Origin of the sequence: Methanohalophilus profundi, assembly GCF_004137855.1 — an archaeon.
GTDB classification, from domain to species: Archaea; Halobacteriota; Methanosarcinia; order Methanosarcinales; family Methanosarcinaceae; genus Methanohalophilus; species Methanohalophilus profundi.
Genome location: NZ_QBKB01000002.1, coordinates 1,099,022 through 1,122,413, shown reverse-complemented (window position 1 = coordinate 1,122,413; position 23,392 = coordinate 1,099,022). Strand labels below are relative to the sequence as shown.

Sequence of the window (23,392 nt, the reverse complement as noted above, 5' to 3'; positions counted from 1 at the left end):
CTCCCTTGTACCCTTAATTAAAGAGCAGGTGTCATTATGGAAATTAACGGAGTAGAAATCGAAGATACTTTTGCAGAAGCATTCCCGATAAAGATCGGAAGAGTACTGATCACAGCCGTGAACGAAAAATGGGCAAGGGTAGCTGCACAGGAAGCCACAGGTTTTGGTACCTCTGTCATTATGTGTCCCGCAGAAGGCGGTATCGAAAGAGTTGCCAGTCCTGATGAAACCCCGGATGGAAGACCTGGTGTTTACATCCAGCTCTGCACCTTTGGCTACAAGTCCCTGGAAGAACAGCTCCTGGAAAGACTGGGCCAGTGTGTATTGACCGCTCCCACAACAGCAATGTACAACGGTCTCCCGGATGCTGAAAAACAGTTTGACACCGGTTTCAAGCTCAAATTCTTCGCAGACGGTACAGAATCCGAAACAGAAGTTGGTGGCAGGAAAGCCTACAAGATCCCAATGATGGAAGGCGACTTCATCACCGAGCACTCCATGGGTGGAGTAAAAGGTGTAGCAGGTGGTAATTTCATTATCTTCGGAGACTGCCAGATGAGCGCCCTCAATGCCGCAGAGGCAGCAGTTGAAGCCATAGAAAAGGTCGAAGGCTCCATTACTCCATTCCCCGGTGGTATAGTGGCCAGCGGCTCCAAACCAGGTGCCAACAAGTACACTTTCCTCAAGGCAACAGCAAACGAGAAGTTCTGCCCCTCCATCAGGGACCAGATCGAGGATACCCAGATTCCCGAAGGTGTGGGAGCAGTTTACGAGATCGTTATCAACGGTGTCAGCGAAGAAGCAATTTCCAGCGCAATGTCAGCCGGTATAAAGGCATCCGTAAAGGTTCCGGGTATCAAAAAGATCTCTGCAGGCAACTATGGCGGAAACCTTGGCCCCTACAAATTCAATCTCCATGACCTCGTATGAGCCGGGGTCCTCTTTTTTTCTTTTTCGGATTCGGTAATGATGCTTGAAAGTGAACCCTCTGAGCGTATCGATTCACGTGCATTGAAATCCTGGTTTGTAAGCGGATTCTTGCTGGGTATTGTCGCCTTTTCAATTCCATTAGCATACATTTTTCTGATAGGTCCTGCATGGGATTTGCCACGGGATTGGGGCTGGATAGGTATAGCACTGGTGACAGTATTCACATTATGGTCGGCAATAATTGCACCACAACTCAGGATACGTTTCTGGCGCTATGAAATAAGAGAAAATGAAGTAGATATCCAGAACGGTATTTTCATTATCAGAAGAACTCTTATCCCTATGGTCAGGATACAGCATGTTGATACTGAACACGGCCCTGTGATGAGATTCTTCGGGCTGGCAACATTAAGGATCTCCACAGCTGCTACAGATCATTACATTCCCGCTTTATCAAGGGAAAAAGCTGCAGAGCTCATGGGAGAAATAGCAGCTCTTGCAAGAGTAAGTGATGAAGATGTCTGAATTTAAGCATCAGCATCCCTTCATGATAATCCTGGAGACGGTCAAAAGCATAATATATGCAATACCACCGGTGTTCTTCTTTGCATTATCAATAAGGGATGAATTGAGCAGTGTGGACATTCCTTTTCTGGCTGCTATCGCTTTGATCGCCACCCTCACGTATTCTACAGCAAAATGGTATCTTTTCACCTATCAGTATGAAAACGGCTACCTGCACATAAGAAAGGGATTGCTGTTTAAAAAGGAAAGATCAATCAAGAGAGAAAGAGTCCAGACGGTTAATGTAATCACAAATTTTATACAAAAACTTCTGGGTGTCACGAGTTTACATGTAAAAACAGCCGGCAGTACAGAAGCAGAACTATCACTCACTGCTGTAACCCTGCAGGAAAGCCAGAATATAAAGACCTATTTAGAAAATCATGCAACAAGCGGGTCCGGCAAAAATAATACAGAAGAATCAGAAACCGGAAATTCAAAAGTAGATACTGTAAATACTTACAATATCCCCCTATGGAACCTGCTTCTGGCAGGAGCCACTTCAGGAAGGTTCATGTTACTTTTTTCCCTTATAGCGGCTGGATTATCCCAGCTTTATCCATATATTCCTGAAAGTTATCTGGGATTCGTTCTTGAGCGGGTAATTCCTCAGAACAATATCAATATCAGTCTACTCCTGATACTAATATTTGGATTATTGCTGCTTTCATGGATTATATCAACCCTGGTATTTGCAGTCCAATACGCCAATTTTACCCTGCAACGCCGGGAAGATGATATCCGGATATCCTACGGCCTTATTGAACAGAAGGAATATAACCTGAATATGAAACGAATCCAGGCCCTGTCTGTAAAGGATAGTTTGCTGCGACAACCCCTTAGCCTGTGTTCGATCTATGCAGACGTTGCGGGGGGCAGCTCTGAAAAACAGGATTACGTGACTACATTATGTCCCCTGCTGAATTTAAGGGATTTGTCAAAATTCATGAACAACATGTTCCCCGAATACACTATTCCTGAAAATATGCAACCCCTGCCATTAAGGTCAAGGAAACGTTATATTATACGTTTACTGGTTCCATCTATTGTGATTGTTTTATTACTCCAGCTGGTTCCCTACGGATGGGTCTCCTTGCTGGCCCTCCCCCCTGTCTTCTTATTGGGACTTTCCCGCTACAATACAGGAGGAACTGCCATCCTGGAAAAACAATTAACACTCAGATTCCGCAATATCCACCGCTATCATGTATTCGTATTGAGAGACCATATCCAGACTATGCAGATAAGTTCCAACCCTTTCCAGCGCATGAGTGACCTGGACACAATCGGGATTTCCGTACTGTCATCAAGAGGCGGAAACCGGTTTGCACTCGCTGATGTTGACAGGGAGGAAAGTGGGAAAATCTGGAATTGGTTTTCCCGCAACTAAAGTTACCTATAATTTATTTTAAAGACCCAGCATGGCCAATCCTGACGAGAGGGAGCTACTTATAAGCTCCAGCGGATCCACCCCTGTAACCTGTATCATAACCCAGGCTCCTAGGAAAGTCCCTACCACACTTCCGATATTTGCCAGGGCTGCCACCAGAACTACTTTGAAAAACCTGTTTTGACGTGCCTCTGCAAAAGATTCTGTATCCATCATGGCTTTGAAATCATCGGTCGTGGGGTGGCGCTGTTTTGCTTCCACAAGACCTGCAAACCAGCCTGCAGCCATCATGGGATTCAAGGAAGTCAGCCAGGCTACACCAAAAGATGTCGCTATAGAATAGGGGTGTCCCCCTGCAATGGTTGCTCCTATAGCACTCAGGGTACCGTTTATGATAAACCACCAGCCAAAGGCTATCAACAGAAGTTCAATGGAAGTGCCTGAAAGGATTATCAACAGGAATGTTGCAAGTGCCAGAGCCACGATAGCGATACCAAAGACCTTCATCAAACTAAAACGTTTTTTGGGCAGGGTTACCAGCGAGGATAACGGTGGTATGGTCCTGGGGTTGGAGAGATATTTCTCGATACCACTCCTGTGACCCGCACCTACAACAGCCACTATATTCTTACCGCCACCTGCAGCAGTTCTTGCCAGACTGCCTGCAATGTAGGCATCCCTTTCATCGATAAGTACTTCTGCAGCATTGGGGGAGGTATGACGTAATTCCTCGATCAGGACTGTAACTGTATCCTGCTCGGTGATATTATCGATATCTAGCTCATCGCCGCCTCCAATTCCCAGAGCTGCGGCTATCAGGGTTCCTATCATTTTTGTTTTTTCGATCAAACCCATTTTTCCCCAGAAACGCTGGAGAGTTACCTGGATATCACGGTCTACAAGGGCAACAGCAGCCCCTATTTCCTCTGCTGCTTCAATAGCAGCTAACATTTCAGCACCGGGCTGTACTCCCATATCCTTGCCTATCCTTTTCTGGACATGGGCCAGTAGCATATGAACGAGGAAAAAATAGATCTTACCCTCTGCGAGCAGTTCCTTAACAGATATATCCGAGGTTTGGGTCTTACCCTTAAGGGCATCATAGCGGCCCTTGCACAGTTCAACAGCAACGACATCAGGTTGCTGGTTGTGAATAGTCTCCTTTACTTCACGGATACTTTTTTCCGAAACATGGGCCGTTCCCACCAGGCTTATCCTGGAAGGAACAGAAGCCACATTTTCAGAAGTGGAATCTGTTGAAAAGTCGTGTTCCCGAACTTCTGAAGAGCTGTTGGTGCTTTCATAGTTATAGCTCATGGTGTCCTGTCGGGAATCGGTAATATACGGGTCATTAGCCATTAAAATCCCTGTTTTACTCACTTAAAAGTGTCATTGTATGCATAAGGTCTGTTCTTGAAAGGATGCCGATAATCTCTCCATCTTCCATTACCACAAGACGGCCTACGTTATTATTGTTCAGGACCTTGAAGGCTTCAGATGCATTATCGGCAGGCGAGATAGTAACCACATCCCTTGTCATCACATCGGAAACAAGGGTACTTATCCTATCCACTTGCGCTACCTTATGTACATCCGTAAACGTAACAATGCCTTTTAAAACATTGTGCTGGATCACCGGATAACCCATGTGTTTGTGTTCAAACATGAATTGTACAAGTTCTTCCAGGTTCATCTCAGGGGATACTGAAATAACATCACTGCTCATCACGTCCTTTACCATGATATTCTCAAGGGTACGGGTAACAGCAGTGGAACGCTCCTCTCCTGAAGCTCCCATATAAATAAATACCGCAATCAACAAAAGCCAGGGATTCCAGGGATTGGAAAGAATACCCAACAGTGCCAGCAAAAAAGCAAAAAATTTCCCGACATTCGCTGCGTTACGGGTTGCCTGTATATAATTCATATGCCGGGCAAAAAATGCACGCAAAATCCGACCACCGTCCATAGGGAAAGCAGGAATCAAGTTGAATGCTCCCAATACAATATTGATGGAAGCAAGGATATAAACAATACGATAAAGTATGGTGGTAGAATAACCTGTAACCATCATATCTATCACAAAATTCAATCCAAACAGGATGCCACCTATCAAAAAACTTACAAATGGCCCTGCAAAAGCCATTTTTGCTTCCTGGTCGGGTTCACGGGGCATCTCTTCCATGGAAGATACACCACCTATCAAAAAAAGAGTGATGTTATCTATCTTAACCCCATACTTTTTGCAAAATAGGAATGGCCCAGCTCATGCAGGAGTACACAGGTAAAAAGGAGGATTGTTATCAAAAGGGACAGGCCGTAACCTAATAGAGCAGGCTGGACATCTGCAAATCCAACGGGTTCGGGTACACTTGAAAAAACAAATGCAAAGAGAAACAGTACAATAAGAAAAGTGATATGGATCAATATAGGGATACCCATTACACTACCGATTTTGAAAGAAGTTTTCATAACTGAACCTTTTTAAGTTCCTATTATTTAGTTATTTAGTTTTAGTGATGTGAATGAGTATCTGACGAATAATACTTTCACACCGCTTGGTTTTAAAATATATACCCCTGAAGACCTATTAGGAAATAGTCACGGATTCGATGGGCACACGTCTTTACAAGTTTCAAGGCTAGGTGCCATCGATCATCCCCTCAACCGTGATACCAGGCACCCTTTTATTTTTTTCAAGATTGGTTTACAACAGTATCCAGATCCGCAAGAAACATATCTATAATCTCATTATCCAGATGGGGCATAATAACCAATCTTAGTGCCTGTGGATTTTTCGTAAGAGAAACACGCCATCCAAAATCCTCGTAAAGTCTGTTTTGGATTTCAACTGGTGACTCTACATCCAGAGCCACGATATTCATAACAGGTTCTATCACCGGCCGGATTCCTATATTCCTGGCTCCTGCAACAAGCCTGTCAGTCATATCCATACATCGTTGTACGATGGTACCATAACCTTTTCTTCCAAGATGGCGCATAACTGCGTAAGTTGATACGACAGCTGCTCCACTACGGGTACCTGTCAGGGAATACTGACTGCTTATAGTAAGATAAGGTGTCTTTACAGCCAGATTGTCAAGATCAAGACTGTGGCGCAAAAGCAATCCTCCTGAAGGAATGGTACTTAGACCCATTTTATGGGGATCTATTGTAACAGAAGATACACCTGCAATTTCAAAATCAAATTTATATTTAGTTTTGAGAAAAGGCAGTACAAAACCCCCGAAAGCCGCATCTACATGGAAAGGTAAACCCTTTTCAATAGCTATACCAGAAAGAGTTTCAAGAGGATCTACCTGCCCAAACTCAGTAGTACCGGCTATACCCACCAATCCTACAGTATTGTTATCTATCAGGCAATTAACTGCATCCGTATCCACCTGCAAATTGTCAGAAAGAGTTGCTCTGCGTATCTCTATACCTGAAAGATCACCAACTTTATCAAAAGAAAAATGAGCTGAATCAGGAACAACAATGTTAGGATTTACAATTGATCTATTACGATTACGCATAGCTCTTACGGCCTGGATATTTGATTCAGTGCCTCCTGTACTGATATAACCACAGGCATCCGGAAGATGCAACATGGTACCCAGCATTTCCATGACCTGTTCTTCCAGTTCAAATGTTCCCTGAAAAAAGACCGGGGTCTCCCATATTAGCTTCGATGAAAGTGCAATGGGCATGCTATGCTATTTCATGAGGATAGGTACACATGGAACTCAGAACTTTCCTGTAATCACTATCCCTGTTTTTTTTTTGAGATAATTCCTTTAGAACTGAATCTCTTGTGATGCCATTGCTATACATGGGAATCCTTTTCCTAGAAGAGCTTTTTAATTATAATCGTTTTGAGTTATTTGATTTTCAGATTTTTAAATTTCAGGAATTACTAGAGGGGGACCCCATAGTTTCTATTGGAAACATAGTTCAATTTGAAAAAAGGAATTTTTGTTAAACAAAGTTTTATATACTAAAACCTCTCTACTTACACTGCTATATTTTTTCAACATATTAAAAATATGTATTTCATATTTTTTCCTTATCTCCAGTTGAAACCATAGGGTCTCTCCCCTTTATAAATGTTCCAAACGAAACAAAGGGGTCTACCTTTTTTGTCGATTTCAACATTTATAATATAAACCCTTTATATTTAATTAATTTCGTAAGTGCAGTTGAAACAAAGGGGTCTTTACCATAACTGTTAAGAATAGATACCTATATTTCCATTAGAGTACTAACAGAGGAAAATTACGTCCTTTTGCATATACTAAATATTGCTAAGAGGAGGTACCCGCTTTGGTTTCAATCTACTAAAAAAACGATTATACGGTATTGTCATATTACAAATAAAAGGTGTTTGGATGGATAATGGTTCACTTGATGGGTTATTTGAAGAGTTATTGGAGACAGAATCCCTTTTTAAGAATAAGGAAGTGTTGAGACCTGCGTATACACCGGAAAATCTTCCTCATCGTAGTAACCAGATAAATAATATTGCTACGGTACTGGTATCAGCTTTGAGGGGTGATACACCTTCTAACGTTCTTATTTATGGAAAAACAGGTACAGGTAAAACTGCTGTTGCTAGATATGTGGGTATTGAACTTGAAAGGAAAAGTGATCATCTCAATGTACAATGTAATGTGCTGTACATAAATTGCGAAGTAATAGATACACAGTACAGGTTACTGGCCAATCTTGCAAAACAATTCGGTGAAGATGTCCCTATGACAGGATGGCCTACAGATCAGGTCTTTTTCCGATTTAAAGAGGCAGTGGATTCCCGCAAACAGGTAATCATAATAATTCTTGATGAAATTGATAAATTGATAAAAAAAGGGGATGATGTCCTCTATAATCTTTCCCGGATGAATACGGATCTTAAAAATGCCCGGGTAAGCATGATAGGTATTTCCAATGATCTGAAATTCACTGAATTTCTGGATCCACGTGTGAAAAGTTCTCTGGGAGAGGAGGAAATTATCTTTCCCCCCTATGATGCTGAACAGATAAGTGATATTCTCAAGCAGCGTGCTGCTATTGCTTATAAGGAAAACAGTATGGATGATATGGTAATTCCTCTATGTTCTGCTTTTGCGGCACAGGAACACGGGGACGCACGGCGTGCTCTTGACCTGATGAGGGTTGCCGGGGAAATAGCCGAACGTGAGAAGAAGAATATTATCGAGGAAGAACACGTCAGGCAGGCCCAGGAAAAGATCGAAGTGGATCGTATAGTGGAAGTTATACGTACCCTTCCTACCCAATCCAAACTTGCGCTTTATAGTGTGATGTTGCTGCGCAATAATGGCCACCGTAATGTGACAACAGGTGAAGTGTATAATGTTTACAGGCAGTTATGTCGCAATGTTGATACCGATATCCTGACCCAGAGAAGGGTAACAGATCTCATATCAGAACTTGATATGCTGGGCATCCTTAATGCTATAGTCGTGAGCAAAGGCAGATATGGGCGTACCAAGGAAATCGTATTGAGTGTGCCTGTGGAAAGCACCAAGAAAGTATTGCTTGAAGATTATCGCCTCAATATGCTGGCCGATTTTAAACCGGTATTGACAGCCCAGATGCATCTTTAAACCGGAATAATTAAATATTAATTAAACTTCATTTCTATTAATGTTAACTACCACCACTAACTATGATTTTGGTGCAAAATGTGTAGTAATAGTGGTAGTGTCGTCAGCTTGAGCGAGAAGTGAAGAAATTATTCTGGCTCAAGTGCGCTGTTTTTTGGATTATATTATTCATGAATATATTTTGTATCTTGTGCCGGTTTAATTTCTTTTTAGGAAGTGTTGAAAATGAAAGAAATAAACGGGGCAGAGGTTTTAGTCAAAAGCCTAGAAGATCTTGGAATCAAACATATCTTTGGTTATACAGGTGCAGCCATTCTTCCGGTATTCCACGCCCTCCGGAAAAGTAGTATTGAGATTGTTATTAATTCAAACGAACAATCCGCAGCTTTCAGTGCGGCTGGTTATTCAAGGTCGGGAGAAGGTATCGGTGTAGCCATGGTTACTTCAGGTCCAGCTATCACAAATACTCTCACCAGTGTTGCAGATGCCTATGGTGATAGTATCCCTTTGCTTGTGTTTGCCGGCCAGGTACCGGAACATAAGATAGGCACAGATTCTTTCCAGCATATTAACGTAAAGGGTATTTTTGGAGATGCTGCTAAAAAAGTAATCCAGCTTTCAAATGATGATGATGTCGAATCAATAGTCAAGGATGCCTATTACTTTGCAAAATATGGAAAACCCGGTCCAGTGGTCATAGACTTCCCCCTTGACAAGCAGCAGAAAATGCATGAATACCGGGCAATAGATGTCACTATATTCGATCAAAGTTATCTTGATGATAGACATTTGAATGAAGCACAATGCAAGGCATTTTTCCAGCTGCTGGCAAATTCTAAGAAACCTTTGCTTTATCTGGGAGGAGGGCTGAATTCCAGAAAAGCAAGTTAGGCAATAAGGCAATTCAATGAGTATTTCAATATACCTTCGGTTAATACTTTGATGGCAAAAGGGGTTGTGGATGAAAGAAATCCCATAAATCTGGGAATGCTGGGGATGTTCGGTACACCTTATGCAAATATGATCATCCAGGAAAATGATTTTTTCTTTGCTATCGGGGTCAGGTGGGATGACAGGATTGCAGAAAAGGTAGGTTTTGGGATAGAAGCTGATATAGCCTATATAGATATAAATCCGGAAAAAATGCATCAGATAAAGATTGAACGTTTCCCGAAATTTACATTTATAGGGGATGGTGCTACAGCTCTTATGGATCTGCTGGATTATGCAAAAAAACACAATATAAAATTAGGGATTGCTCAGTGGAGACAACATGCCAGAGAACTTAAAAAATCCTGGCCACTGGATTATAACAGGACATCTGACCGGATACAATCTGCAGAAGTATTGGATATACTATCTGACTGTATCGATGAAAATGTTAAAATAACAACTGGTGTAGGCAACCATCAGATGCTTGCTGCACAATATCTGTCCATGCAGGTGCCAAACTCTTTCATGACTTCGGGCTCATTTGGCACAATGGGATTTGCTATACCTACTGCTATTGGGGTACACTATGCAAATCCCGATCATAAGATTATTGCAATAGATGGTGATGGTAGTTTCAGAATGAATATGGGGGAATTGCACACTATTGCATCTTTTGGTTTACCTATCAAGATATTGTTACTAAACAACAGAAGTGACGGTATGGTATTGAATCTGCAGGATATTGCATATGCAGGCATACGGACGGGAACTGAAAGACAGAAAGATGTAAATTTTGCAGCAATTGCACAATCTTTTGGTTTCAATTATACGGCACGGATAACTGAAAGAGAAGTACTGGAAGAGACAATAAATACCTTTTTAGAAGCAAAGGGCCCCTGTTTTTTGGAAATTCTCACAGACAGGGAAGAAGTACTCTATCCAAAGGTTCCTGCCGGAAGTGATTATAAAGATATGATCCTGGGGCTATATATTAAGCAGGTGTAACCTGTCTTTCTTTTTAGAAATATATCAGGACAATAGTAACCTTATATGTCCAATATAAGGAATCTTGTAACGGGCAACACCGATGATCCATTCTTCTTTTACAGGAGTAAGATAACTGATCTGGCCCTGCTGGTCATAGTAGCTATTTGTTTTCGTATTATCCCCTTTGGTTATGTAACCTTCATGTGGAGCTTCAGGTCCCCCTTCCCACATTTGTTCGCCTTCTTCAACAAAATACATGGCCCTGTGGATTACCGGGGTCACCCCTTTCTGCCCGTAGGGTCGGTATAAGATAACGTCTCCCTTTTTTTCAAATGAGATATAGTCCGCAGGTGCATTCCGGAGTGTTTCTATCTGCGTCCTGTCCAGATCTTCAATAAAGATTATGTCTCCCCTGTACATGTGGGGTTCCATACTTCCCGACTCCACCGCAACCATTGGGGTCCACATGCCAAAGAATAGCTGGGATAGGATGCCGATAACTGCAAGAATAGCCAGTACCGATAACCCGTCACGTGCGATTCCTACCCAAAAATTATCGCTGTTTTTAAAAGTATGAATTATTTCCCCGATTTCCATGAATATTTCTCCGAATTAACAAACCAAATTTGTCTGTAAGAACTTTAAACTTATTGGTTTATTCTTGATAAAAGAATGTTTACCAAAGTATTGTTATACAGGAAAATTCTTGTAACTACATTATCAATATAGAGGTCTGTAATGCAAGAAATGTCTCTTCTTTCCGATTTGCTTGAAGCAGGCTACCAGGTAAGTCCCCAAGCAGCCGAGCTTATAACTTCTCACAACAATCCCCGTGCCCTTATAAATCACATATTGGGGAGTGTGGATGATTCGGTATTTGTTATAGACGTTGAGGATATTGATTTCACGGGATTTGAAGAAGTAAGAGAAGCAGAGATTCCATGCAAAAAGGAACCTGTTGCAAATACAACTTCTGCAAATCCTATTTCTGTGCTTTGCGATATAACCGATTGTTCCACCTGTGTGGGGGAATACATGGAATTTGTACAGTATTTCCGCAACCGTTACAGCCGGCTGAGTGAGATGATCCGCGGCAGGGTCAATGCCAGACCCATGGAAAGCCTGAAAGGCAAAAGACGTGTTCCCGGGGATGAGATTTCCATAATCGGTATGGTATCTGAGATTAAAAATACATCCAATGGTCATCGTCTGGTACGTTTTGAAGACCCTACGGGTTCCTTCCAGGTCCTTTTCAGTATGAATGATAAGGATATTTATGAGGAATCTAACAAACTTGTCCTGGATGATGTGGTGGGGGTAAGTGGCAATCTCACCAATGACGGCAAACTCCTGATAGCCAAAAAACTTGTGTTTCCGGATCTGCCCAATATGGGTTTATCCAAAACCGGTAGCCAGGGGAAAGCCCTTTTCATTTCAGATGTGCATATAGGCAGCAATACCTTCCTGCAGGAGCAATGGGACGATTTCATGACTTTTGTCAAGAGGGAATCTGAAAACCCCGAGCTTAACAAAATAGCACAGCAATTACGCTATATTGTGGTTGCCGGTGATATTGTAGATGGGGTGGGTATTTATCCAGGACAGGAAAATGAGCTTACCATACCGGATATTTATGACCAGTATGAGGAAATTGCCCACTATTTCAACCAGATACCTTCTGATATTACAGTAGTTATCGGTCCTGGTAACCACGATGCTGTACGCCAGGCTGAACCCCAGCCCACATTCCCGGAGCGTATCAGGAAAATGTTTGATCCCAGGATAAAATTCGTGGGCAATCCTGCTCTGGTGGATCTGGATGGTGTGCTTGTGCTGATGTACCACGGCCGCTCTATAGATGATTTTGTGGCGAGTATACAGGGAATTTCCTACAGTGAACCTGAAAAAGCAATGCTGGAAATGGTAAAGCGTCGCCATCTATCCCCTACCTATGGCAGCAGGGTTTCTATAGCCCCGGAGAAGACTGACCATTTTGTTATCGATCACATCCCCGATATACTGCATTGTGGACATGTCCATACCGTAGGGGTGAAGCAGTACAGGGGCACCCTGCTCATTAATTCAGGAACATGGCAGGACCAGACCGAATTCCAGAAGCGGGTGAATGTGGTACCCGAACCTGCAAGGGTTCCGGTGGTTGATCTTGCCACTTTCCAGCCGACCATGCTGCAGTTTTGAACGTGCATTTTATATAATGCCAGTTAAGAGTTAGTCCGGATGGCTTCAGATTTATTACCTGATATTGATACATTAATAAAAAAACAGGGATACAGACTTGCAGGATCCCATTCAGCTGTCAAAACATGTCTGTGGATGAGAAGGGCTGTGCGTGAGGAAGGAGAATGTTATAAAGCCCGTTTTTATGGGATAGCTTCCCACAGATGTTTGCAGATGACTCCTACCCTGTGCTGTAACCAGCGCTGCCTGCACTGCTGGAGGCCGGTTGAGCTTGATGTCCCAACTCCCTCAAAATGGGATTCTCCAGTGGAAATAATGGGGTCTTCAATAGAGTGTCAGCGCAACCTCATTTCGGGTTTTGGAGGTTCGGCCTCAAGAGAATTGTGGCAACAGGCCAATGAACCCGCACATGTGGCTATCTCCCTATCCGGTGAACCTACCCTTTATCCTTATCTGGATGAACTGATCGAAGAATTTCGCAGCAGAGGCGTGAGTACCTTTGTGGTAACCAACGGCACTGTTGTCGAAATGATCAAACGCATTGAACCTTCCCAGCTCTACATGAGCCTGGATGCTCCTGACAGGCAGACCTACATGAAGGTTTGTTCTCCAAAGGATCCGTGTTTATGGGATAACATAAATGAATCCCTCAGTGTCCTTAAAGATAAAGAATGCAGGACTGCTATTCGTATTACTCTAATCAAGGGTGTGAATATGTTTGATGTGAAAGGTTATGCGGACCTTATCAGAAAGGCACAGCCTGATATTATTGAGGTAAAAGCCTATATGCATCTGGGTTTTTCCAGAAACCGGCTTGAAAGGGATGCCATGCCAGGCCATGAAGAAGTTCTTGATTTTGCAAATCAGCTTGGTTGTGAATTGGGCTATGAAGTTGGCGATCAGGTTGAAATAAGTCGTGTTGTCATGCTCTGTCGTGATGGAAAGTTTGTCGCTTCTAAATTGCCCGTTTGACGCACTGTCATAACTTATATTTATAATAATGGCTTATATGGTAAGCCTAGAGCATAGCGAATATCCCGACATTTTGATTAATTTCTGATTATGGAGTATCCTTACAATGGCCGAACAATCTGCTCATGAAAAATATGAATTCAAGAAAAAACTTGAATCCCTCCGAAATAAAAAGGGAAGGGGTACTGAACTCATATCCCTTTACATACCGCCTGACAAACAGCTGTCCGATGTGACCTCACAGCTTAAGACCGAACACAGTCAGGCTTCTAACATAAAATCCAAGGTCACAAAGACCAATGTACAGTCTGCAATTGATTCTCTACTTTCCCGTCTTAAATATCTTGAGATCCCGGAAAACGGTATCGTTTATTTTACTGGAGCTGTGGATGTAGGTGCGGACAAAACGAATATGGAAACCACGACCATAATCCCTCCCCAACCTCTTACCATCTACAAGTATCACTGCGACTCTGACTTTTTCCTCGAACCTCTTGAAGGAATGCTCAAGGAAGCCAAGACCTACGGTTTGCTTGTGCTTGACAGAAGGGAAGCTACAATTGGTTTACTTACAGGTAAACATATAGAACCCTATCGTAACCTTACCTCAACAGTGCCGGGTAAACAGAGAAAAGGTGGTCAGAGTGCACAGCGTTTCCAGCAGCTGAGGCTTATAGCGATACACGATTTCTACAAGCGTATAGGAAATGCGGCCAGTGAAATCTTCATGGCGGTTGACATGAAGGATTTTGAGGGAATATTGCTGGGTGGGCCTTCCCCGACCAAGGAAGAATTCCAATCAGGAGATTTCCTGCATCATGAGTTGCGAAGGAAAATACTGGGCCTCTTTGATGTGGCCTACACCGATGAATCAGGATTACAGGAACTTGTCAATGCTGCAAGTGACCGTCTGCAGGATCTGGACCTGATGGTGGAAAAGAACCTGATGCAAAAGTTTTTCAAGGAACTGGTATCCGATTCCGGAAAGGCTGCCTATGGTGAGGAAGTAGTGCGTCAGAACCTGATGATAGGGGCTGTGGAGACACTGCTGATATCCGAGGACCTGAGGTCTGAAAGAATAAAGATCAGGTGTACCACCGGGGATTATGAAGATAATATAACCCGGGAAAACCAACCGGACCAGGAAAATGTGGATGACTTTGGCAACTGTCCTAAATGCGGATCTTCCCTGGAAGTTGTTGAAAGGGTAGATATCGTGGATGAACTCTCGGAACTGAGTGATCAGATGGGAAGTGATGTGGCTTTCATATCAACTGATTTTGAGGAAGGCGGCCAGCTTCTCAATGCTTTTGGTGGCATTGTTGCGATTTTGCGGTATAATACAGGTATGTAAGGTGATTGTTTGTATCTTGAATTTGTTAACCAGGTAGTATCGGTACTGGAAAATGCCGTACAAAGAGCGGGTTTTGAACCGGTGGAGATAGTCCCCGAACCTTCCCAGCACGCAGATCTCTCTTCCAGGGTTGCTTTCAAGCTGGCCGCAGTTGCCAGGAAAAGTCCGGTGGAAGTAGCAAACCAGATCGTGGAAAATGTCCAGCTTCGGGAAAATTGTCTGATCGAAAGTATTGGGACTACCGGCCCCTACATCAATATCAAGGCCAGTAGAACCTATATTGACCGTACCTTTGAGACAGTCAGGAGCAAAAAGGAAGCTTTTGGCGGAGATTTTTATTCAGGAAAAATATTACTGGAACACACCTCGGCCAATCCCAATGGTCCCCTGCATGTGGGCCACATACGCAATTCCATAATAGGTGACACCCTGACCAAGATTCTGAGAAAAACCGGGTATGAGGTGGATGCCCAGTATTACGTCAATGATATGGGCAGGCAGATTGCCATAGTTTCCTGGGCCCTGGAACATTTCGAAATGGATCCCAGTCTCAAATCGGATCATGCAATTGCCAATGTATATATCAAGGCAAATGCCCGGCTTGAAGATGATCCCCAGAAGGTTGAACACATCGATAAATTGATGCAGCTGGTGGAATCCGGGGACGAGGAAGTCATAAAACGCTTTGATGATGCCGTGGACCTTGCTGTAAAAGGTATCCGCAGTACCTTGCTTCGTATGAATGTCCATCATGATTCTTTTGTTAATGAATCCGGTTTTGTCCGCTCGGGGGAAGTGTCGGATATCGTGGATAAAATCCGAAAAACCGGTCGCACCGATGTGGATGATGGAGCCCTTGTGGTGGATCTTTCCGATTACGGATTTGAAAAAACCCTTGTTGTGCAGCGCAGTGATGGCACTTCCCTTTATACTACAAGGGATCTTGCCTATCATGAATGGAAAGCCAGGCAGGCAGATCGGATAATTGATATTCTGGGAGCGGATCACAAACTTATCTCCGGCCAGCTCAAAGCCACCCTTAATGCTGTCGGGTTAAAGGAACCTGAGATTGTAATCTTTGAATTTGTATCCCTGCCCGAGGGTTCCATGAGTACCCGAAGGGGCCAGTTCATCACCGCTGATGAATTGCTGGACAAGGTTCAGGCAAGAGCCTTCGAGGAAGTTGAAAAACGCCGCCCAGAAATGTCACCTGAATTTATGAAAGAGGTTGCTGGTATGGTCGGTATCGGTGCTGTCAGGTATGATATAATCAAGGTTTCCCCGGAAAAATCCACGGTGTTTGACTGGAAAGCGGCCCTTGATTTTGAAAAACAGGGTGGGCCCTTTATACAATATTCCCATGCCCGTGCAAGCAGTATCCTCAAAAAGGCTGGTGAGGAAGGAATATGGGATCCCGCGTCAAAACCCAATGCTTCAGTACTGACCGATGAGTCCGAGGTTACCCTGATAAAACAAATTGCTTTGTTTGATAAAGTATTGAAACAGGCTGCAGACGATCTCAAACCTCACATAATCGCTATTTATGGCAGAGATCTGGCCGATGCTTTCAACCAGTTCTACCGGTTCTCCCCTGTGCTGGGTGCCGAGACTGAAGAACTCAGGGATGCCAGATTGGGTCTTGTGGACTGTGCCCGGATAGCGCTGGCCAATGTACTGGATACCCTGGGTATGGGCGCTCCAGAATCAATGTGACACCCATGTTTGTCCTCGAACAGCTGGTAGTGGCCTATATTGGCCTTGCCAGTCTTTTTTCATTTGGAATAATGGGAATTGATAAGAGAAAAGCTGTAAAGGGTACCTACCGCATATCGGAGAACTTCCTTTTCACCTGCGCCTTTGCAGGGGGCAGCGCGGGTATCCTGGCAGGCATGTACATCTTTAAGCATAAGGTTCGCCGCTGGAAGTTCAAACTGGGTATTCCTGCCATCCTTATTCTGGAGATATATCTTTATTTTATGTTTGCTTAATATTTTAAAAACTGAAATTTCTATCCGATTCAAAGTTACTGTCAATTTGTTTTCTAAGCATTCAAATTTTGATATCTGAAATTTTATGTTATTCAAACGGATAACATATATTAACCTTTTACTAGAGCATATATAACAGTAGTATTATTTTATAATGTGGGGTTCAGCTGTTCTCTGGAAGATTGAGTTGAACCCCAATTCGCCCATAGGCAAAACTATTGTTGATTTTAATAATTTTTAAAATTTACGTGATTTTGCCTCATGAGCACTAAATATGAGGTGAATATATGGAAACTAAAGGAACAAGAATTGCAGCAATTTTTGTGGCGATGCTGCTTATGAGTATATTTGCAGTTGTGCCTGCTATGGCTGATACAGACCAGAAAGTAAGGATGTCTATTGAATCTTCTTTCGAATTGGAACAAGGTTTAATAGATGCACTAAATTCTAATACTAAAGGAATATCAACGGAAGAGGTAATAGCAAATTATGTTGAAGCAAACAAGGACCAAATATCAATAAATCATCTTAAAAGGAAAACTAGTGTTTCAGATAATTCTAATTTCAAGACATATCAGCTAGAAGACGGATCATATATAACTTTTACAGATGGAGATTATTTTTTCATTAGTGGTATTGAAAAAAAATCAAATAATAAAGCATTAACTGAAAGTGCTACTTCAACAAAAAGTGTCTCATATACTCCTACTATTACAGGGTACAAGACACTCTATTCTTGGCTTGGCGTTAAAGTCTATACAATCTACACAAAAGGGTATTTTAGTTATGATGGTCAGACTGTAGATGCTCATTATATAGATTCGTGGTATGTAAGAGCTGCAGGTGCCACATCATTTTGGAAAGTCACTGATTGGGAAGAAGGTGGATATGAGTATAGCTCAGGCACTCGTTCAGATATTTACGGTAGAGGAAATTTCCAGTATGGAATATTCGTAAGTGATTATGGCATAGTTTTAAAAGAATTCTATGACAATCTTTACATAAAATGTGATCAAACTGGGGATTATTCAGTTATTTTTGAAGAAACCGCTCTTTAATAAAAAGAACCATTCAAGATGTATTTAGCGGCGCTTTTTGCAGCGCCGTGAAATCATTTTTAGTTAAATTTTTTATATGTTATTAAGGTATTTTAAGAAATATTTGCATATTGGGTTTGAATAAAGATCAAAAGGACTGGTTGATATGGAAAAAACATACAAAATTGTTACGGGCTTTATATTATTGCTTCTTGTAGTTTATACTTTCTTTTTGATATTGAATTATAGATAATGCGTATGGTGACAATAATTTATTATATCTTTGAAATGCGCATTCTATAATTAGCACTTGCTAAAAACAAAACCGTCTTTTTATATATTAAAAATTTTTCTATGACACAGATTGTAAATCTTGAAATTATAATTTATTCAAAATCATTCAGGTATTTGTCCCTTACCTGTTCCATTGCCCTTATGTTCACAACCGGGGTTTCAGGTGCAAGACCGCAACCCGGAGCCAGTATATCCACTCCCTCCTCCAGGCATTTGAATGCTTCCTCCTCAACCTCTTCTGGTGTGCTGTAAAGCAGGGTATTTGTCGTTGATATGTTCCCTATAAGGATGGTTCGTGAGCCGATCTGGGATTTTGCTTCAGCTACACTGACACTTTCTTCAATACCTATTCCTTCAAAACCACAGTTTGCCAGTGAGGAGAGGATGGATGTTGTATTACCGCACATATGCATAACAACCGGTCCTTCAATGGAATGGGTAAAATGCTGGTATGATGGTTTGATGAGGGTCTCGAATAACAGACAATCGAGCGTTTCCGGTCCGGCAACCGTATCATTCAGGCAGATTACATCAGCTCCGGCTTCAAAAAGTAATTCTGCATACCCTTCACAAATGCAGGTTGCTTCCCTGATATACATCTTGAAGGTTTCAGGTTTGAAAAGAGCCCATTTCAGGTAATTCTGTGCTCCTATGAGATGGTAGACCAATGTAGCCGGCCCTTCCATTCCTGCAATCAGTGGTACATCCGGTGCAAGTTTTTTCAATCTGCGGGTGGCTTCCAGTACCACCGGTATTCTTGCCCTTTCATAAAGGTCGGCAGGAACATCGGGTTTTTCCACTTTTTCGGCAAAGGGATGGGACATCACTTCGGGAGGCTTATTTATGGTTCCCAGGTCAACTTCACATCCAAGCGCTTCAGCAAGCACCGTCAGGCAGAAGGGGTAGCGTATTGCTTCCAGTCCCCCTATAGTATGTGCTGCCAGGGAGAGTTCTGCCATCTGAAATGCGCTGGAGTGAGCCTGTGGCCAGAATGCTCCGGTAGTTTCCATCAGACCGTTTGTGGCTGTCTGGGTCACCGATATTACAGGTATTAGTTCTTCTTCCTTTCCGGCTAGAACATTGAGTAAATTTTCTCTGAGTCCATATTGCATTTTGCTTCCCATTCTCCTACATTGAATATTGCGCAATTGTTATTAATGAAGCTTGCTCATTGGAAAGCATGACAGAACTGATTTTCGATGATATCGGCAGTTTCCCTCTTCAGGGAGGAATAAGTGCAGAGTGGTTAAGAGAAGCAATACCCGCACATGAACCTGCGGCTTTTGATGTCATCAAATCCACATTCCGGCAAAAACTGGATGCCGGTGTGGACGTTGCAACCTATCCTCAGTTTCAGGATATGAATAAGCAATTCCTTTCAATCCTCAATGATCCTGAATGCATAGAGGGTCCCTTTGACGTAAAGGCAAGTTGTGCGAAGATTATTGAACTTGAAGCGATTGAAAAAGCTGCAGAAGAATATCGAGCGGAAACCGGTACAAAACCCGATGTCCGTGTGTGTGTGACAGGGCCTCTGGAATTATACTTGCAGGAATTCGGTGGAACTTCCTATGATGATATACTGGAACTCCTTGGACAAAGCATTGACAAGTTTGTAACCAATGCAATAGATAACGCTTCCAATTTCAATGTGCGTACCGTGTCCATTGATGAGCCCAGTATTGGTATCAACCCGCAGGTTATGTTTGATGATGATGAGATCATAAATGCACTGGAAAAAGCCTCTGCAACCGCTTCCCGCAAGGGAGTGGACGTAGAGATCCACCTGCATTCCCCGCTGTACTACGAGCTTCCCTGTCGTACATCAGGTATCAATGTAATTGGTGTGGAATCAGCAGCCAGTCCCACCTATCTGGAACTTATTGATAAAAAAGTTCTCGAGGAAACAGATTCTTTCCTCAGGGCCGGTGTGGCACGAACGGATATTTTCAATCTTGTCGCCATTCTCAATGAAAAATATTCAACCAATGCCTGGCAGAAGCCTGCAATGCTCCAGGAACTGGTAACTGACATGGAAACTCCCTCTACAATCCTCAAGCGTCTGGAACATGCTTATGGAATATTCGGGGATCGGGTCAAATATGTCGGGCCGGATTGTGGTCTGGGCTCCTGGCCGACTCCGGAAATAGCTTCTACCCTGCTTGGTAATGTAGCAGAGGCTCTTGATACTTTCAGGAATTGAGTAGTGAGGATACAAAGGGTTCCACTATTGAAAGGGCCCGGGTAATTATGTCGGGTGTAACCTCTGTCTCTATGAAAGCAGTTATTAGAAGCAATAGTACAAACAATAAGTAAATCTTCCAGAATAAGGGGGAAAACAGGATTGTACCTGTATTCCTTTCTTCTGTTGCTATATCTGCCTCCAGGTCTGCTATATTATCGGAAACGAAAAGATGTTTGTCCCTTACAAGCCGGCAATTGGAATCTGCAATTACATACCCGATGGAAGTACTGACAAGGATGACTGGAATTTCGATTATCCCATGGGGCAGGATTGCGGATATGAAAAAAGTAACATTATAGACAACCCCACCCACAATTCCATTGATTCCGGCCAGATGGTAACCCGAAAAAGCTCCATTGAATAAGTGGAAAGCAAAAAGCATTCCCAGAATGGCCCCGTTGGCGGCTGCTACGAGGAGGGGAACTGAAAATGGCACTATTGCTGTAAGCAGCTGGAAATGATACCTGCTGTAGCCTGTATAATTCCACACTGAATTTTCTGCTGTTTGGGTATTAATGGACCGGAATCCAAAGAAACGCTCGGCAGGCCACTCCAGTACCCTGTAGATTGGATAGAGTCCTCTTTCCATTGCAATGGAGATTTTTGCATAATTGTGATGCTGCCTGCGGGATGTGATATCTTTCAGCAGGTAACGGTTTAAATAGACAAAAAGTGCAGTCCCTGCCGAAGCGGTAAGGGCAGCGAGGCTGTTAAACAGGAAGACCGACCAGGTAATACCCACATATACTGCACCCCGCTGGACTTTTGAAGTTGCTGCGGATGCGGCTCTATCAATAGTCTCATTTATAGTTACAGGTTCTGCCAGCATCGTCATGATTGCATAAGATGCCAGTGCCAGTAAAGCTGTTAATATGGCTGAATAGGTAAATATTTTCAGACACCACAGAAAAGCAGGCCATTTTATCAGGAAATTTGGTTTGGATGACATGTTGTGACCATTTTTGGGAATATTAACTATAACTTTAATATACCTCTGAAGTATAATATTCATTTAGTTTAATATAACCTGATGTTTGCATTAAATGCCTAGAAGGTTTTGCATATATTATTTGAGGGTAGTGATGAAGGCAGAGACTGGAATTGAAGGGCTTGATGAACTGATAGGAGGAGGTTTGCCACAGGGGCGGGTCTATCTATTGAATGGCTCGCCTGGAAGTGGTAAAACTACCTTTGGTATGCAGTATCTGACACACGGGGCGTCTTTTGGTGCTGCAGGTCTCTATGTCACATTGATGCAGAATTCCGAGCATATAGTAGCCGATATTTCTACTTACTCCCTCAACCTGCCGGCCCTGTTGAAAATGAAAAAAATATTCTTTGCAGACCTGGGTCCGGAAATGGAATATGGGTATATGGATGAACTAAAGGAAGTCATAACTCCAAAATCCGACATGAATCCCTATCCTGTGGAAGGAGAACCTCCCTCTGCCTCAACTGTTTTCAAGAAAATAGCTGCACATGTAGCGGCCAATGATATCAAAAGGGTTGTAGTGGATCCTCTCTCATCCATACGTTCCAATCAGGACGAATGTCTGGAAAAAATGGAAATGGCACGATTTGTGCGCAATCTACAGGCGCTGGGTTGCACAACCCTTCTTATAGACGATCATCCAACTCCGGTACGTGTATCTTCCGAGCATTTCGCTGCCGATGGTGTGATATTATTCCATAACCCGGCTTCAGATGATGAAGATCGCTCTCTCCAGATCATAAAAATGAGGGGTGTGCCTCATCCCATATCCAGACAGGCTTTCCGGTTCGGGGAAAAAGGCATCGAGGTACTCGGCAGAAGATAATTATTCTTTGATGAAGCCGTAACCTGTAAAACGCTGTTTTGCATCCAGGTTTGTGATTATGAATCTGTCCTGCTGTCTGTAGGCTATTTCATGGGAGCCGTTTAAATGAAGTGTGCATTGCTGACTGGCATTAACCTGCTCGGCTTCCGTTCCATCAATCTCGATTTTCTCAATACGCATGGGCGATGATTGCAGGCCTGTGAAAATATGGGGTACATCGGATATCCTGAGAGGAGAAGCAAAAGAGGAAAGGGTACATTCCAGTACGAGGGATTCAGCAACCTCTTCCTTTTCAGAAATAATGAAACCCCTTTCAATATCCTTTGACTGGACACCTTTAAGGGCAAGGCCGACCCTGGCGCCCGCAGGAGCACTTTTTACATCTTCATCATGCATCTGGATAGACCTTACTTCCAGAGGCTTGTCCGCAGGGTAGGCTGTCAATTTATCTTTTGCATTCACAGTACCCTGTTCCACAATTCCCAGTACCACACAGCCAATTCCCGTGACATTGAAGGACTGGTCAACAGTTATACGGACAGGTTTATCGTTGAGTTTTTCATATTCGGAATTGACCTGCCCGTCAAGCTCAAAGATCTTTTCCTTGATCTCATCCAGACCTTCGAAGGACTGGGTGGACAGGTTTACAAATTCCCAGCTTGCCAGAGTGGTCGGGGACAGGATTTTCTGTAAATTTTTCTGGAGTTCTTCCTGGGCGTAGGGGTATGAGGTATCCGCTTTGGTGAGCACGACAATCCCGTGCTTGTACTGCATGAGGTCCAGAGCCATGATACATTCCCCGGCAAAGGCATCAGGGCCTTGTGGTGGAATGCAGAGCAGGGCTATGTCGGAAAGTTGCAGGGCAGTGACAAGGGGTTTGACGGATTTGGGATAGCCGTTGGCATCGATTGTTGTCATCACCACATCGTTCTTGGCATAATCATACATGGTGATATCTGCAGCTGTGCTCTTTTTACCCAGTTTTGCCGCCAGGGAAGTCCTGCCGCTTCCCTCACTTCCGATAATTGCGATTTTAGTCATTGTTACACCTATGCACT

At 43.1% G+C, this 23,392-nt stretch carries 22 protein-coding genes; 14 read left to right on the top strand and 8 right to left on the bottom strand.

Going from position 1 to position 23,392, the window contains the following annotated elements; translation table 11 throughout:
- Nucleotides 1-36: 36 nt before the first annotated feature.
- Genes fhcD through C9889_RS05910 form a run of 3 tightly spaced genes read left to right on the top strand, consistent with a single transcriptional unit; the run spans nucleotide 37 to nucleotide 2,884 of the window.
- Nucleotides 37-930, top strand: a complete 894-nt coding sequence (fhcD, locus tag C9889_RS05920; protein ID WP_129597943.1) for a formylmethanofuran--tetrahydromethanopterin N-formyltransferase — start codon at nucleotides 37-39, stop codon at nucleotides 928-930.
- A 36-nt stretch (nucleotides 931-966) separates the two neighbouring features.
- Nucleotides 967-1,455, top strand: a complete 489-nt coding sequence (locus C9889_RS05915) for a PH domain-containing protein (protein WP_129597941.1) — start codon at nucleotides 967-969, stop codon at nucleotides 1,453-1,455.
- The gene (locus tag C9889_RS05910; RefSeq protein ID WP_225420011.1) at nucleotides 1,448-2,884 is read left to right on the top strand and encodes a PH domain-containing protein; all 1,437 of its coding nucleotides are present in this window, start codon (nucleotides 1,448-1,450) and stop codon (nucleotides 2,882-2,884) included. The genes C9889_RS05915 and C9889_RS05910 overlap by 8 nt, the downstream gene beginning before the upstream one ends.
- An 18-nt stretch (nucleotides 2,885-2,902) precedes the next feature.
- Here C9889_RS05910 and C9889_RS05905 read toward each other — a convergent pair whose 3' ends face one another.
- From C9889_RS05905 to mfnA, 4 genes are all read right to left on the bottom strand, one after another.
- Complete coding sequence (locus C9889_RS05905; protein WP_129597936.1) at nucleotides 2,903-4,243, bottom strand: TraB/GumN family protein; 1,341 nt, start codon at nucleotides 4,241-4,243, stop codon at nucleotides 2,903-2,905.
- A gap of 13 nt (nucleotides 4,244-4,256) precedes the next feature.
- A complete protein-coding gene (locus C9889_RS05900; RefSeq protein ID WP_318531532.1) occupies nucleotides 4,257-5,069 on the bottom strand; it encodes a CBS domain-containing protein in 813 nt (270 codons plus the stop codon).
- Nucleotides 5,070-5,107: 38 nt separating this feature from the next.
- The gene (locus C9889_RS11190; RefSeq protein ID WP_318531531.1) at nucleotides 5,108-5,356 is read right to left on the bottom strand and encodes a zinc metalloprotease; all 249 of its coding nucleotides are present in this window, start codon (nucleotides 5,354-5,356) and stop codon (nucleotides 5,108-5,110) included.
- Nucleotides 5,357-5,580: 224 nt separating this feature from the next.
- Nucleotides 5,581-6,594 (bottom strand): tyrosine decarboxylase MfnA, encoded by a 1,014-nt coding sequence (gene mfnA, locus C9889_RS05895; RefSeq protein WP_263853982.1) that lies wholly within the window; start codon nucleotides 6,592-6,594, stop codon nucleotides 5,581-5,583.
- 678 nt (nucleotides 6,595-7,272) lie between these two features.
- On the opposite strand from mfnA, the gene C9889_RS05890 reads away from it, so the two are divergent.
- From C9889_RS05890 to C9889_RS10445, 3 genes are all read left to right on the top strand, one after another.
- Nucleotides 7,273-8,508 carry an ORC1-type DNA replication protein gene (locus tag C9889_RS05890; RefSeq protein WP_129597935.1) on the top strand — a complete coding sequence of 412 codons (1,236 nt, stop codon included), beginning with the start codon at nucleotides 7,273-7,275 and terminating at the stop codon, nucleotides 8,506-8,508.
- A gap of 225 nt (nucleotides 8,509-8,733) precedes the next feature.
- Nucleotides 8,734-9,399: a thiamine pyrophosphate-binding protein gene (locus tag C9889_RS10450; RefSeq protein WP_225420010.1), complete on the top strand. Its 666-nt coding sequence runs from the start codon at nucleotides 8,734-8,736 to the stop codon at nucleotides 9,397-9,399.
- A 3-nt stretch (nucleotides 9,400-9,402) separates the two neighbouring features.
- Complete coding sequence (locus C9889_RS10445) at nucleotides 9,403-10,446, top strand: thiamine pyrophosphate-binding protein (RefSeq protein ID WP_225420110.1); 1,044 nt, start codon at nucleotides 9,403-9,405, stop codon at nucleotides 10,444-10,446.
- Nucleotides 10,447-10,470: 24 nt separating this feature from the next.
- Here C9889_RS10445 and C9889_RS05880 read toward each other — a convergent pair whose 3' ends face one another.
- Entirely contained in the window at nucleotides 10,471-11,025 is a 555-nt protein-coding gene (locus tag C9889_RS05880) for a signal peptidase I (RefSeq protein ID WP_129597933.1), read from the bottom strand.
- A gap of 141 nt (nucleotides 11,026-11,166) precedes the next feature.
- Between C9889_RS05880 and C9889_RS05875 the strand changes: the two genes are divergently transcribed.
- From C9889_RS05875 to C9889_RS05850, 6 genes are all read left to right on the top strand, one after another.
- Nucleotides 11,167-12,627, top strand: coding sequence for a DNA-directed DNA polymerase II small subunit (locus C9889_RS05875; RefSeq protein ID WP_129597931.1), 1,461 nt, complete (start codon nucleotides 11,167-11,169; stop codon nucleotides 12,625-12,627).
- A gap of 39 nt (nucleotides 12,628-12,666) precedes the next feature.
- On the top strand, nucleotides 12,667-13,599 hold the full coding sequence (gene twy1, locus C9889_RS05870) for a 4-demethylwyosine synthase TYW1 (protein ID WP_129597929.1): 933 nt from the start codon (nucleotides 12,667-12,669) through the stop codon (nucleotides 13,597-13,599).
- Nucleotides 13,600-13,705: 106 nt separating this feature from the next.
- Nucleotides 13,706-14,953 carry a peptide chain release factor aRF-1 gene (gene prf1, locus C9889_RS05865; RefSeq protein WP_129597927.1) on the top strand — a complete coding sequence of 416 codons (1,248 nt, stop codon included), beginning with the start codon at nucleotides 13,706-13,708 and terminating at the stop codon, nucleotides 14,951-14,953.
- A gap of 9 nt (nucleotides 14,954-14,962) precedes the next feature.
- Nucleotides 14,963-16,666, top strand: a complete 1,704-nt coding sequence (argS, locus tag C9889_RS05860; RefSeq protein ID WP_129597925.1) for an arginine--tRNA ligase — start codon at nucleotides 14,963-14,965, stop codon at nucleotides 16,664-16,666.
- A 5-nt stretch (nucleotides 16,667-16,671) separates the two neighbouring features.
- Complete coding sequence (locus C9889_RS05855; protein WP_129597923.1) at nucleotides 16,672-16,941, top strand: DUF1294 domain-containing protein; 270 nt, start codon at nucleotides 16,672-16,674, stop codon at nucleotides 16,939-16,941.
- Nucleotides 16,942-17,228: 287 nt separating this feature from the next.
- Nucleotides 17,229-17,999, top strand: a complete 771-nt coding sequence (locus C9889_RS05850) for a hypothetical protein (protein ID WP_129597921.1) — start codon at nucleotides 17,229-17,231, stop codon at nucleotides 17,997-17,999.
- A 365-nt stretch (nucleotides 18,000-18,364) separates the two neighbouring features.
- Here C9889_RS05850 and mtaA read toward each other — a convergent pair whose 3' ends face one another.
- Nucleotides 18,365-19,384, bottom strand: coding sequence for a methylcobamide:CoM methyltransferase MtaA (mtaA, locus tag C9889_RS05845; protein ID WP_129597919.1), 1,020 nt, complete (start codon nucleotides 19,382-19,384; stop codon nucleotides 18,365-18,367).
- Between the two features lie 68 nt (nucleotides 19,385-19,452).
- Between mtaA and C9889_RS05840 the strand changes: the two genes are divergently transcribed.
- Nucleotides 19,453-20,475 (top strand): methionine synthase, encoded by a 1,023-nt coding sequence (locus C9889_RS05840; RefSeq protein ID WP_129597917.1) that lies wholly within the window; start codon nucleotides 19,453-19,455, stop codon nucleotides 20,473-20,475.
- Here the strand turns inward: C9889_RS05840 and C9889_RS05835 are convergent.
- Nucleotides 20,465-21,466, bottom strand: coding sequence for a stage II sporulation protein M (locus C9889_RS05835; RefSeq protein ID WP_164999304.1), 1,002 nt, complete (start codon nucleotides 21,464-21,466; stop codon nucleotides 20,465-20,467). The genes C9889_RS05840 and C9889_RS05835 overlap by 11 nt on opposite strands.
- Before the next feature lie 133 nt (nucleotides 21,467-21,599).
- On the opposite strand from C9889_RS05835, the gene C9889_RS05830 reads away from it, so the two are divergent.
- On the top strand, nucleotides 21,600-22,334 hold the full coding sequence (locus C9889_RS05830) for an RAD55 family ATPase (RefSeq protein WP_129597913.1): 735 nt from the start codon (nucleotides 21,600-21,602) through the stop codon (nucleotides 22,332-22,334).
- Here C9889_RS05830 and C9889_RS05825 read toward each other — a convergent pair whose 3' ends face one another.
- On the bottom strand, nucleotides 22,335-23,375 hold the full coding sequence (locus tag C9889_RS05825; protein ID WP_129597911.1) for an EF-Tu/IF-2/RF-3 family GTPase: 1,041 nt from the start codon (nucleotides 23,373-23,375) through the stop codon (nucleotides 22,335-22,337).
- Between the last annotated feature and the right edge of the window lie 17 nt (nucleotides 23,376-23,392).